General features: G+C 50.7%; 1 protein-coding gene. It reads left to right on the top strand.

All coding sequences use genetic code 11. The features are described 5' to 3' along the window. A partial coding sequence (locus FVP33_RS19180) for a hypothetical protein (RefSeq protein ID WP_147785271.1) occupies positions 1-392 on the top strand: 392 nt, incomplete at its 5' end. Positions 393-665 lie beyond the last annotated feature (273 nt).

Here is a 665-nt window from a genome sequence, read left to right as displayed (position 1 = left end):
TAGCGGATAAAGGCAGTCAAGATATCATCGTGTCTACCGACGATGGCACCATCAACCTTGGTCGCTCTGTGAAGAGCGAGAAACTACTGTACAGCATGTGCATAAAGGTGGAAGATAACAAGCCTGCATGTGAATTCACCACCAAAGACAAGGTAGTACATGAAGTGCGACAGGTTATGCGCCCGGGCGAGGCTACGGCCCGCGATATTAAGATTGCAGTAAACGCGGCTGTGACGTATACTGGTGAGAACGGGCAGGAAGCAACTTCTCTGATTACCCCGAAAGGTAAGTATCTCCCGGCTGGCACCCCGTCTGAAGTACATATTCAGGCTATTGCGAATCTGTTCGACAGCGTGTACAATGACTACAAACAAAACTTCAGCAAGATGTGAGGAGGACTCAGGAAAGCACAGCCTAAAGAAGTAGAAACCCTGTCCCTCGACAAGCGCCCCCAGGCAGGTGATGTTGTTCGACTGCGATCTGACGGTAAAACCTACGAGGTAAATGCTGTATATCCCACGGCAGTGGGCTGGGAAGCGATTCTCCGCAACATGTACGACAAGACTAAGACCGTCACTGTCAGCATGGAGTGGTGAAATGGCAAGAACCGTCAAGTGCGTAAACTTCCTACCTGTCACTCCGGACGGTCGAGTAATCGTCCGATC

It is taken from the genome of Lacisediminihabitans profunda (assembly GCF_008040105.1).
GTDB lineage: Bacteria > Actinomycetota > Actinomycetes > Actinomycetales > Microbacteriaceae > Lacisediminihabitans > Lacisediminihabitans profunda.
Note: the sequence above shows the minus strand (reverse complement) of the source record. Positions and strands in the feature narration are given on the sequence as shown.